Origin of the sequence: Pseudomonas sp. 21615526 (genome assembly GCF_013386245.1) — a bacterium.
GTDB lineage: Bacteria > Pseudomonadota > Gammaproteobacteria > Pseudomonadales > Pseudomonadaceae > Aquipseudomonas.
The window spans coordinates 818-10,950 of the sequence record NZ_JACAOM010000159.1 but is presented as its reverse complement, the minus strand read 5'-3'; the positions used below and the strand labels follow the sequence as shown (position 1 = coordinate 10,950).

At 60.7% G+C, this 10,133-nt stretch carries 7 protein-coding genes and 2 pseudogenes; all 9 read right to left on the bottom strand.

All coding sequences use genetic code 11. The features are described 5' to 3' along the window. Positions 1–128 (bottom strand): annotated as a pseudogene (locus HX786_RS29685) (peptide ABC transporter ATP-binding protein); the annotation flags it as partial. After that, positions 121–1,080: an amino acid ABC transporter permease gene (locus tag HX786_RS29680; RefSeq protein ID WP_178902578.1), complete on the bottom strand. Its 960-nt coding sequence runs from the start codon at positions 1,078–1,080 to the stop codon at positions 121–123. The gene HX786_RS29680 and the pseudogene HX786_RS29685, both read right to left, overlap by 8 nt. Positions 1,081–1,176: 96 nt before the next feature. Further along, positions 1,177–1,974 (bottom strand): transporter substrate-binding domain-containing protein, encoded by a 798-nt coding sequence (locus HX786_RS29675; protein ID WP_003209284.1) that lies wholly within the window; start codon positions 1,972–1,974, stop codon positions 1,177–1,179. 219 nt (positions 1,975–2,193) lie between these two features. Beyond that, a complete protein-coding gene (locus HX786_RS29670; RefSeq protein ID WP_102605846.1) occupies positions 2,194–2,997 on the bottom strand; it encodes a transporter substrate-binding domain-containing protein in 804 nt (267 codons plus the stop codon). 159 nt (positions 2,998–3,156) lie between these two features. Beyond that, a pseudogene (gene mdoH, locus HX786_RS29665) lies at positions 3,157–5,618 on the bottom strand (glucans biosynthesis glucosyltransferase MdoH). Next, on the bottom strand, positions 5,611–7,362 hold the full coding sequence (locus HX786_RS29660; RefSeq protein ID WP_008439280.1) for a glucan biosynthesis protein G: 1,752 nt from the start codon (positions 7,360–7,362) through the stop codon (positions 5,611–5,613). The pseudogene mdoH and the gene HX786_RS29660 overlap by 8 nt, the downstream one beginning before the upstream one ends. Positions 7,363–7,629: 267 nt before the next feature. Next, positions 7,630–8,067, bottom strand: a complete 438-nt coding sequence (dtd, locus tag HX786_RS29655; RefSeq protein ID WP_087692908.1) for a D-aminoacyl-tRNA deacylase — start codon at positions 8,065–8,067, stop codon at positions 7,630–7,632. Next, positions 8,064–9,035, bottom strand: a complete 972-nt coding sequence (pip, locus tag HX786_RS29650) for a prolyl aminopeptidase (protein WP_008439282.1) — start codon at positions 9,033–9,035, stop codon at positions 8,064–8,066. The genes dtd and pip overlap by 4 nt, the downstream gene beginning before the upstream one ends. A 103-nt stretch (positions 9,036–9,138) precedes the next feature. Beyond that, complete coding sequence (locus tag HX786_RS29645; protein ID WP_177116694.1) at positions 9,139–10,074, bottom strand: alpha/beta hydrolase; 936 nt, start codon at positions 10,072–10,074, stop codon at positions 9,139–9,141. Positions 10,075–10,133: the final 59 nt, after the last annotated feature.

Genomic DNA, 10,133 nt, shown 5'->3' with positions numbered 1-10,133 from the left:
CCGGAACCGGACGGGCCGATCACCACCAGCACTTCACCCCTGGCCACCTGCGTGGTCACGTTATCCACCGCGCGCACGACGTGGCCACGGGTGTCGAAGACTTTTACCAGATCGCGGACTTCAATCACTTTGCGCGAGCCTCCGCTCAAGCCGGCTGGCGATTTTCGACAGCGGCAGGTTGATCAGCAGGTACAGGCCTGCGACGCAGAACAGGATTTCGAACGGCGAGAACGAGGTGGTGATGACCTCGCGGCCGCTTTTGAGCAGCTCGGTAATCGCGATCACCGACACCAGGGATGTGTCCTTGACCAGGCTGATAAATTGCCCGGCCAGGGGCGGCAGCACGCGCTTGAAGGCTTGCGGCAACACCACGTGGCGCATCGACTGGCCAGCACTGAGCCCCAGGGAACGTGCCGCCTCATTCTGCCCACGGGCAATCGACTGCACGCCGGCACGGATGATTTCCGCCACATACGCGCCGGTAAACAGTGACAGCGCGGCGATCCCGGCGAATTCCCGGGACAGGTTGAGCACCGTGCCGATAAAGAAATAGAAAATGAAGATCTGCACCAACAACGGCGTACCGCGTACCAATTCGACGTAGATCGTCGACAGATCGCGCAAGGTCGGGTTGTTCGACAGGCGACACAATCCGGTCGCCAGGCCGATCAACAGTCCCAGCACCCCGGACACCACCGATAGCCACAACGTAGTCCACAAGCCCCACAGCAGAGGGCCCGCAGCCCAATGCCGGGTGACGCCGATCACATCGCCCTCGGCCACGTCATCGCCCTTGGCCACTTGCAGGCTGTTCTCGGCCACGGTCAGGTGCTGCTCGTTGCCCTCGTCATTACGCAGGGTGACTTCAGCCACATCGCCCTTGCGCACCAGCTCGCTGACGGTGGAAATGTCCGACGCCCGCTGGGACTCTTCGGCCTGGTAGACGAAGTACTGCGGCACGCGGTTCCAGCGCCATTCGTAGGACATCAGCGAGGTGGCGTAATACAACGCGCCGGCCAGGCCGACCAGCACCAGCACCGTCAGCAGGTGCCAGGGCCATTGGGCTTTTTTCTGTTTCATTTCAGGTTCCGGGATGTGTATCGCCTGGCAGGCCCTATTCGCGAGCAAGCCCNNCGGGCTTGCTCGCGAAGGGCTCGACTCGGTATTAAGCCAACCTTATTCCATGTCCTTGAGCCACTCAGAGCTCTTGAACCACTTGTCATGGATGCGATCGTAGGTGCCGTCGTTGCGGATCTGGTGCAGGAAGTTGTTGATGAAGTTGATGCTGTCGTAGTCGCCCTTCTTCAGGCCGAACGCCAGGGGTTCAAAGGTGAACGGCTGATCAAGGAACACCAGTTTGCCGGCGCCGACCTTGTTCACGGCCACCACGTTGTACGGGGCGTCATAGACGAAGGCGTCAGCCTTGCCGTTGACCACGTCCAGAACAGCTTCCTGCTCGTTGTCATAGCCGTGGTACTTGGCTTTGGAGATCAGCTTCTTGGCCACCATCTCGCCGGTGGTGCCGAGCTTGGAGGTCAGGCGGTATTTCTCGTCATTCAGGTCTTTGTAGGACTTGATGGTGCCCTCCAGCTCCTTGCGGATCAGCAGGGTCTGGCCGACCACGATGAACGGTTCGCTGAAGTTCAGGCGCAGGTTGCGTTCCTGGGTCAGGGTCATGCCGCTGCCGATCATGTCGAACTTGTCGGTCAACAGGGCCGGGATGATGCCGTCGTAACCGGTGGAAATCGGCTCGAACTTCACGCCCATCGACTTGGCCATGGCCTTGAGGATGTCGACTTCAAAGCCGATGATTTCGCCGCGTTTGTTGGTCATCTGGAACGGCATGTAGGTCGGGTCCATGCCGACTTTCAGCGTACCGCGCTTGACCGCATCATCGATGGCGCCGGCATGTGCCGCGTTGACCGCCACCAGTGCGGTGACACCCAGCAGCAGCATCGAAAGATACTTTTTCATCATCAAGTCCCCTGAACTCATTTTCTTGTGAGGTCGGCGCGCAAAAGGGCTGCACCATTTCGGGGTGCGATCCTAACTCACTCACCGCCGGGTACAAAGGTTTCGCCGGGATTTGTTGCCAAGGTATGACAGAAAAGCCCCACAACCGTGCAGAGAAAGGCATGGCTAGACACCTCGACCCGCGGCCCAGCCAATTGCTTGATGTGTAAGCAGTTATGACTACCAGCCCACTTCCGCCATCCAGCCCGAGTCCTTGAACCACTTGTCATGCAGCCGATCGTAGGTGCCGTCCTGGGCCACCTGGTTGAGGAAATGATTGATCCAGTTGAGGCTGTCGTAATCGCCCTTTTTCAAGCCGAACGCCAGGGGCTCGTAGGTGAAGGGTTGCTCCAGCGCCAACAGCGCACTGTTCTGGGGCTTGGTAATGGCGATCAGGTTATACGGCGCATCATGGATAAACGCATCGGCCTTGCCCTCCACCACCTGGCGCACGCCTTCTTCAGGTGTTGGAAAACTGCGCAGCCGTGCAGTGCCGAGAAACCTTTTCGCCGCCGCCTCGCCTGTGGTGCCTTCGGCGGCCACGATCCGGTAACCGGCCTCGTTCAAGTCCTCGATGCTCTGGACCTTGTCGGCCAACCGAGGGTTCAGCAGCACGGTCTGGCCGACGATGATGAACGAGTCGCTGAAATTGAGGGTCAGGTTGCGCTCCTGCGTGACAGTCATGCCGCTGCCGATCAGGTCGAACCGGCTGGCCAGCAGGCCGGGAATCAGGTCGATATACGGTACCGAAACCAGCTCCAGCTTGACCCCCAGCGCCTTGCTCATCTCCCGAAGCAGGTCAATTTCAAACCCGACGATCCGGCCTTTCTTGTCGGTCATCTCAAAGGGCACGTACGCCGGATTGGTGCCGACTTTCAACACACCCCGCCGAACGGCCTCATCTATGGCTCCGGCATGCGCCAGGTAACCGTGGGAAAATGTGACGATGCCGAGCAGCAGCATCGACAAATACCTTTTGATCATGAAAAAAGCCCCTGTTCCATTAAACACTCCCACACCCGGCCACGCGCAAGATCGCGTAAGCCGCAGGCTTCGAGTCAGATTTGGGGGGCGATGCTAACCCACTCGCAGGCACGGCAATATGCCTCGGAGAAGGGTCTTTTGTTTCGAAATAACAAGGAGTTAGCGCAATACAGCAGAAGGGAAAAACAACGTAGGACGGTTATCGCAAACGCCCCCGAGGTGGCACCTCGGGGGCGTCGGAATCAGGCCGGTTGAGCCTGGGACGACAGCGGCTTCAATGGAAGCAATGGCGCATGCGGATCGGCCTTGACCGATTCGCGCCAGGCGCTCAGCCACTCGGCGTGGCCTTCGCTCCAGACCTGCTCGTGCAAGCGTGCCAGGGCGACCGGGTCGCTGAGCAAGGCCAGGCGTTCACCGTTGTTGAGGCCGGCCGGGCCGACTTTCAACGCGTGGCGAACCCGGTCAACACGCAGCCACTCAATCGGCTCCGCCTGCCCGTGACGGGAAGTTGCCAAGGCGCACGCCAGGGCGTTCTGCTGCGGATCGACCACCGCCCGCACAAAACCGTCATTGAGCGCATGCCAACGGTTTTCGTGGGTGTACTTGTCGGTCGACAACAGCGCCTGGGGCGGATTGTATTCCTCGGGGATCAGGAACAGGCTCTCGTCGCGAGACTTGAGGCCCAGTTTGACCCGGCTGGAAATCACCGACACCGGAATCGACAGCATCAGCGAACCGACGATCGGCACCAGCCACCACAGGAAGCTTGGGTTCAACCACACCACCAGCAGCGCCCAGAAGAAGCCGAGCAGGGTCTGTGGACCGTGGCGCTTGACTGCCTCGCTCCATGGCGTGGAGTCGTCGTCACGCTGTGGCGAGTTCCAGGTCGCCGCCCAGCCGAGGAACGCGGCCAGTACGAAACGGGTGTGGAAAATCATCCGCACCGGCGCCAGCAACATGGAGAACAGCATCTCCAGCAGCATCGACAGGGTCACCTTGAACTTGCCGCCGAACTCTTTCGCGCCCTTGGCCCAGATCAGGATGATGCTCAGCAATTTAGGCAGGAACAGCAGCACGATGGTGGTGGAGAACAGCGCCACCGCCTTGTCCGGATGCCATTGTGGCCACAACGGATACAACTGGCGCGGCGCCATGAAGTACTGCGGCTCCATCAGTGTGTTGACCGCCAGCAAGGCCGTGGACAGCACCAGGAAGAAGAACCACAACGGTGCCGACAGGTACGACATCACGCCGGTGAGGAACACCGCACGGTGCACCGGGTGCATGCCTTTTACCAGGAACAGGCGGAAGTTCATCAGGTTGCCGTGGCACCAGCGACGGTCACGCTTGAGTTCGTCCAGCAGGTTCGGCGGCAGCTCTTCGTAGCTGCCCGGCAAGTCGTAGGCAATCCACACGCCCCAGCCGGCGCGGCGCATCAGCGNNCCGGCAAACGCACCTTTACCCGGCAACGGCGCCAGGGCGCAGTGCTCGATAAACGGCTTCATGCGGATGATCGCATTGTGACCCCAGTAGTGGGATTCACCCAGCTGCCAGAAGTGCAGGCCGGCGGTAAACAGCGGGCCGTACACCCGGGTCGCGAACTGCTGCATGCGCGCATACAGGGTATCCATGCCCGACGCACGTGGCGCGGTCTGGATAATCCCGGCATCCGGCGTGGCTTCCATCAGGCGCACCAGGCTGGTCAGGCATTCGCCGCTCATCACGCTGTCGGCGTCGAGCACCACCATGTACTTGTAGTCACCGCCCCAGCGACGGCAGAAGTCGTCGAGGTTGCCGCTCTTGCGTTTGACGCGACGGCGACGGCGGCGATAGAAGATCTTGCCAAAGCCACCGGCTTCGCGGCACACGTCGAGCCAGGCTTGCTGCTCGGCGATGCAGATGTCGGCCTCGTTGCTGTCGCTGAGGACGAAGAAGTCGAAACGGTCCAGGTCACCGGTGGCAGCCACCGATTCGAACGTCGCGCGCAGGCCGGCAAATACCCGGGGCACGTCTTCGTTGCAGATCGGCATGACCAGGGCGGTGCGGGCGTCTTTCGGAATCGGCTCGTCACCGGCACTTTTACCGGAGATACGGTATTTATCGTGACCGGTCAGCAGTTCCAGGAAGCCCATCAGCGCGGTCCAGAAACCGGCCGAGACCCAGCAGAACAGAATCCCGAACAGCACGAGGATGCTGGTTTGCAGGGCGTAAGGCAGTACCTGGGTCGCGGTTTGCAGCAGGGTCTGGTTGCGGATCTCGTCAAAGTCGACGAAGGACCAGCCCTGGTACGGCATGATGCCTTTCATGTACCAGCCGGCAACGATCGTCTGGCCGAGCATCAGCACCAGCAGGATATAGCGACGGATCGAACCGACGGTGCGCCAGCGGGCGGCCGGCAGTACGCGCTCATCCTTCGGCGGGGCCGGTGGATTGGTGCGGCCGGTCAGGCGGCGCCAGCCACGCACCAGGATATTGGTGCGCCACGGCTCAGGCACGACCTTGGTCCGACGGATCGGCGGCGTGGCCTTGAGGCAAACCCGGCCGCTGGCGTCGAGCACCNNCATCGGTAGATGCGCCAGGTACTCGGCAAGAGTCTCTGGCTGGACTTGAGAATTACTCATCGGCAGGCAACTGATAGCTCCAGGTTTCGGTCAGGACTTGCTCTGTCTTGGCCTGATCCTGGGTAGGGAGTGGTGTGGCTGGGGCAGCCGCTTCCGGCTGCTTGGCGTCCTTGTCCTTGGCGTCTTTCTTGGCTGCTTTCTCGTGCTGCTTGGCCAGGACCTTGTCGGCTTTCAACACTTGGGTCGAAACCTTCTCCGGTTCCGGCTGCACGATGTCCTGAACCAGAGCAGCACGCATTTCAGTCGGCTTGCCTGCGTCCTTGATCTTCATGCGCAGGGTCAGGCGCCAGCCTTGGGTGTGCGGGTTGTAGCGCACGCTGTTTTCAACGATTTCGGCGTTGTCGCCCACGCTGACCTGGCTGCGAACCGGTGCGTCAGCTGGCAGTTTCTTCAGGGACGGGCCCTCGAAGTCCACCAGGTAAGCCACGCTGCCGTCTGGCTGACGGATCAGGTTGGATTGCTTGACGTCGCCGGTGGAACGCAGGGTCTGCTTGACCCAGGCGCTTTCCGGCGAATGGAACTCGGCGTCTTGCAATGTCCAGTGCAGGCGGTAGGCAACGTCCAGCGGCTTGCCTGGCTCCGGCAGTGTTTCCGGGCTCCAGAACGCAACGATGTTGTCGTTGGTTTCATCGGCGGTCGGAATCTCTACCAGGTCGACGGAGCCCTTGCCCCAATCGCCTTCAGGCTCGATCCAGGCGCTTGGGCGCTTGTCGTAGTTGTCGTCGAGGTCTTCGTAGTGGCTGAAGTTGCGGCCGCGTTGCAGCAGGCCGAAACCACGCGGGTTTTCCACGGTGAAGTTGCTGACCGACAGGTGTTTGGGGTTGTTCAGTGGGCGCCAGATCCACTCGCCGTTGCCGGCATGGATCGACAGGCCGCTGGAATCGTGCAGCTCGCGACGGTAGTTGAGGACCTTGGACGGCTGGTTGGCGCCGAACAGGAACATGCTGGTCAGCGGGGCGATGCCCAGCTTGGTGACCTTGTCACGCAGGTACATCTGGGATTTGACGTCGACGATGGTGTCGGTACCCGGGCGCAGGATCAGGCGATAAGCGCCGGTGGCCCGCGGCGAATCCAGCAGGGCGTAGATCACCAGCTGTTTCTCACCCGGTTTTGGACGCTCGATCCAGAACTCGGTGAAACGCGGGAATTCTTCGCCGGACGGCAACGCAGTGTCGATCGCCATGCCGCGGGCAGACAGGCCGTAGACCTGGTCCTTGCCCACGACGCGGAAATAGCTGGCGCCGAGCATGGTCATGATTTCGTCTTGCTTGTCGCCCTTGTTGATCGGGTACAGCACACGGAAACCGGCATAACCCAGCTGTTCGGTGGATTTGGGATCAAACTTGACGTCGCCGAAATCGAAGCGGGACGGGTCGTACTTGATTTCCTGAACGCTGTCGGCGGTGACTTCGTTGATTTTCACCGGTGTATCGAAATGCATACCCTGGTGGTAGAAGGACAGCTTGAACGGGGTGTTCTGATCGGCCCACTCGGCTTTTTCGTTGCGGAAACGAATTTTCTGGTAATCAGCGAATTTCATTTCGCGGAATTCGTTCGGCAAATTGCTGCGCGGAGCTTCGTATTTCTGCCCGGCCAGCTCTTTTGCCTTGGCCGACACATCATCCAGACTGAATGCCCACAGTTGACCCGCGCCGAACAGGCAAAACAGGGCAGAGCCCGTCACCAGTACGTTTCGTAACCGTTTGGCAGACAATTTTGGTGCATTACAGGGACTAACAATCACGAGCAACCCTCGCCGAAAACAGATCAAAAAACCAACGGCCAGCTATCTATATGCCAGGTTGGCGAGCATTGTTCCGACTCCCATGGGGCTAAATGATTCCCCAATGGCTATCGGACAAGTCTCTACCTAAGTCAAAAATGGACCAATTAACGCTGATCCCCGTAGCGCGCGATTATCTAGTAGCCCGCGTGACAACGCATCAGGGTCAGCGAAGTATTTGTAGCGAAAACCCGGTTTTTTGGGCATCACAAGTCGTTTTCAGTACATTCACGTCTGTAACAGGAAGGTGACCGGCCCATCATTGACCAAATGCACCTGCATATCAGCGCCAAAACGCCCTGCCGCTACCGTGCCATGCAATTGTTGCGCTTGTAACAGCAGATAGTCGAAAAGCGCCTCGCCCAACGCCGGCGGTGCCGCCGTGGAGAAGCTCGGCCTCAGCCCACTCTTGGTGTCTGCCGCCAGGGTGAACTGCGACACCAGCAGCAAACCGCCGCCAATGTCTTTCAAGGACAGGTTCATCTTGCCCTCGTCGTCGCTGAACACCCGATAGTTAAGCAGCTTATGCAGCAGCTTGTCGGCGCTGGCTTGCGTATCCGAAGGCTCGACAGCCACCAGCACCAGCAAACCCTGGTCTATCGCCCCGACCACCTGCCCCTCTACCTCGACCCGGGCGCCGCGCACCCGTTGCAAAAGCCCCTTCATGCTTCTTCAGGCGGCAAATCAAGCAGGCGCCGTGCCATTTCACTCGCCGCACGCACCAGCGCATCGGTAATTCCGGGTTCGGAAGCCGCATGGCCGGCCTCGCGGATGATCTGCAACTCACTGTTGGGCCAGGCCTGATGCAGCTCCCAGGCATTGTCCAGCGGGCAGATCATATCGTAGCGACCATGCACGATTACGCCAGGCAAGTGGGCGATCTTGTGCATGTCGCGGATCAGTTGGTCAGGTTCAAGGAACGAGTTATTGGTGAAGTAATGGCATTCGATACGGGCAATCGACAGGGCGCGCTGGGGTTCGGAGAAACGCTCGATCAATTGCGGGTTCGGGCACAGGCCCAACATGCGCCCTTCCCACGTGGACCAGGCCTTGGCGGCGTGCATCTGGGCGATCTGGTCGTTGCCGGTCAGGCGCTTGTGGTAGGCGCTGAGCAGGTCGTGCCGCTCCTCCGCCGGGATAGGCGCCAGGTAGTCCTGCCAGTAATCGGGGAACAGCCGGCTGGCGCCAGCCTGGTAGAACCACTGAATGTCCTGGGGGCGGGCCAGGAAAATGCCCCGCACGATCAGGCCGTGCACACGCTCCGGGTGGGTTTGCGCGTAGGCCAGGGCCAGGGTCGAGCCCCAGGAACCGCCGAACAGCACCCATTTTTCGATGCCCAGGTGTTCGCGAATCCGCTCAAGGTCGGCCACCAGGTCCCAGGTGGTGTTGTTTTCCAGGCTGGCCCGTGGGGTGGAGCGCCCGCAGCCACGCTGATCAAAAGTAACAATTCGGTACAGATTAGGATCGAAATAGCAGCGGCTATTGGCATCACACCCGGCGCCGGGGCCGCCATGGATGAACACAACGGGCAAGCCTTCCGGGGAACCGCTTTCGTCGACGTACAGGACGTGGGTTTCATCGACGGCCAGATCGTGCCGGGCGTAGGGTTTGATCTGCGGGTACAAAGTCTGCATTGCGCGCTCCGTAAGGGGTCGAGTTCATCCCTGGGGGGACGTCTATTATTTTGCCGTCTGGCATCATAAACCCGAATTGTGCAATGAGCATGTCCTCGTGGACCTAGACCTGTGTCAGCAGAACACCACGCAGGTAGTCCAGCAGATAAACGTACAGCCGGTCGACCTCCAACACCTGGCCCCGGGCCCGCAGGCAGCCGTGAACCAGGCCTTTGCCGGGATACAGCGTGGCCGCCACCCCGGCGCCTTGCAGGCGTTCGGCGTAGAGCATGCCGTCGTCCCGCAACGGGTCGAACTGGGCGACAGCGATCAAAGCCTGCGGCAACCCGCTGAAATCCACGGCCAGCAATGGCATGGCGTAGGGCGACGGCTTGCCCGGCCCACGCAGGTAAAGGGCGAGATAGCACTCGGTGTCGGCGGTACTGAGCAGCGGCGCGTCGACGCAATCGCGGCGGGACGGCAGGTCGGCGGGGCCGCCCAGGCCGGGGTAGATCAGGACTTGCGCCAGGGGCTGCGGCTGATGGTCATCCCGCAGGCCCAGGCACAGGGCCGCCGCCAGGTTACCGCCGGCGCTGTCACCGGCCACCACCAGACGCTGAAGGTTGATCGGCTGGGGCGCTTCGCCCACCTGGATCGCCTGCCAGACCGCACGGCAATCCTCAAAGGCGGCCGGAAACGGGTGTTCGGGTGCCAGGCGGTAATCGATGGCGATCACCAGCACTTGCAGTGAGTCGGCCAGCTCAGCACACATGAAGTCATGGGAATCCAGGCCGCCGACCACCCAGCCGCCACCGTGCATATAAAGGATGCATGGCCAGCCGCCATCAGGGATTGGCGTCGCCGGCTGATAAATGCGTACGCCCACGCCACCCAGGGAAACGTCTGACACCTGTAACCCTTCGGGCCGCGCCGGGGTGAACGCCTGGCACATGCGGTCATAGCCTCGGCGCAATCCGGCCAGCGATGTGTCGTCGCTGGTGAAGGATTCGGTTTTCTCGACGAAGGCGCACATCTGCGCGGAAATCGGGTAATGGGACATCGAAGGATCGTCCTGAAGATAAGGATTTAACAGCCGCCACGAATCCAATGTGGGAGCGG

What these genes read in the sequence shown, in the direction of transcription:
- HX786_RS29680 (WP_178902578.1), bottom strand. Translation starts at nt 1,080, where the DNA reads ATGAAACAGAAAAAAGCCCAATGGCCCTGGCACCTGCTGACGGTGCTG.
- HX786_RS29675 (WP_003209284.1), bottom strand. Translation starts at nt 1,974, where the DNA reads ATGAAAAAGTATCTTTCGATGCTGCTGCTGGGTGTCACCGCACTGGTG.
- HX786_RS29670 (WP_102605846.1), bottom strand. Translation starts at nt 2,997, where the DNA reads ATGATCAAAAGGTATTTGTCGATGCTGCTGCTCGGCATCGTCACATTT.
- dtd (WP_087692908.1), bottom strand. Translation starts at nt 8,067, where the DNA reads ATGAAGGGGCTTTTGCAACGGGTGCGCGGCGCCCGGGTCGAGGTAGAG.
- pip (WP_008439282.1), bottom strand. Translation starts at nt 9,035, where the DNA reads ATGCAGACTTTGTACCCGCAGATCAAACCCTACGCCCGGCACGATCTG.
- HX786_RS29645 (WP_177116694.1), bottom strand. Translation starts at nt 10,074, where the DNA reads ATGTCCCATTACCCGATTTCCGCGCAGATGTGCGCCTTCGTCGAGAAA.